The sequence below is a fragment of the Candidatus Darwinibacter acetoxidans genome (assembly GCF_041936445.1).
Taxonomy (GTDB): domain Bacteria; phylum Bacillota; class Limnochordia; order Darwinibacteriales; family Darwinibacteriaceae; genus DTU010.
This window is the reverse complement of sequence record NZ_JBHGXH010000172.1, coordinates 1-1,251: the sequence shown is the minus strand read 5'-3', so window position 1 is coordinate 1,251 and position 1,251 is coordinate 1. Positions and strand designations below refer to the sequence as shown.

Annotated in this window: 1 protein-coding gene; it reads left to right on the top strand. The window is 58.4% G+C overall.

Going from position 1 to position 1,251, the window contains the following annotated elements; translation table 11 throughout:
- Positions 1–1,251, top strand: a 1,251-nt coding sequence (locus tag ACE4YL_RS06345; protein ID WP_461369391.1) for a hypothetical protein, incomplete at both ends; no start/stop codon positions are given.

Sequence of the window (1,251 nt, the reverse complement as noted above, 5' to 3'; positions counted from 1 at the left end):
GATAGTGTCTAAAGGGGGTTGGTGGGTCGATGGGTTTGCCATACAGATGAATACTGCAGGTGCCGAGTATTATTTTGTCGCCAAACCCCCTGGCAGCAGCGAATACGTAAATGTGCGTTTAGAGTTATCCACAGCCTGGGACTGGAAGTACATCGGCGGGAGTAGATCTGGTAATACCTTATCTGCAGTGGTGGATGGTATTGCCAAATCTCCCCGGGTTCTACCCACAGATGCATCTCTCGCCTCTTCCGAACCTCTCCGAATCGGTAAATATTATGTTAGGGGGGAGGGCTCTTTCCATTTCAATGGAGAGGTCGGGTTCGTAGCCCTGTCGATCCCTGCCCGTTCCCCCGCCTGGATTCGGGCCATGAACGCTGTGTTGCACGACACCTTCGTGACATACTCGTACGAGACCGGGGTCACCCATGAACTTGCCGGGACGGTTGAGGCGGCATCAGGGACAAAGGGGACCATCACCCGTCTGCGGTCGGTAAGGGGCACGATTGCCACAAGCGCAACGGTAAAAACTCCGATGCTCACGCGGCTACGTGGCATCTCAGGCGCACCAGGAGCCGTCAGTATTAGCAACGGCTATCTGCAGGCGCTGCTCGATCTGTACGGGGCCGCGATCAGCGTGCAGGTAGGCTTGTCAGGCGTTATTACGCGGCTCCGGAGCCTGATTGGGTCGGCTCCCGGGAAAGGTGCGTTAAGCGGAGTCTTAAAAGCAACGAATCTGATTTCCGGCGCTATACCGTGCAAGGCGAGCATATCTGGGTTGCTTAAGGCCACTCTTCCTGTTACAGCCCTCACTGTCTCGGCCACACCTTCATGTTCTGGGCAGATCCAGGTTATTGCTAACCTGTACGGGGCGATTCCGGCAAATGCGGCTACTCTAGAGTCTCTTCTTCGGGCCACCACACCTTTGACCAGAACCACCCTTCCGGCTCAAGCCTCGGTCGCTGGTGGCCTTCAGGTGGAGGCACGGCTGACCGGCACCTGTCCGGCGCAGGCGACGACGCAGATCGAGGCCTGGGTGCGGATACGCGGGAATTCCGCGACGGTTCCCGGGAACGCGACGGTTGGCGGGGCGCTTAAGGCACCTACCCCGATTGAAGGCTCCCTTCTCGCGAGTGCGAGCACGAGCGTGAGCGTAACGCGGGTACGAACGCTGAACGGCGCGATTGCAGCGACCTCTGGTACCAACGGGAGTGTAGCAGCGCCAGTTCCCTTATCCGGCGCAGTTGCACTTTC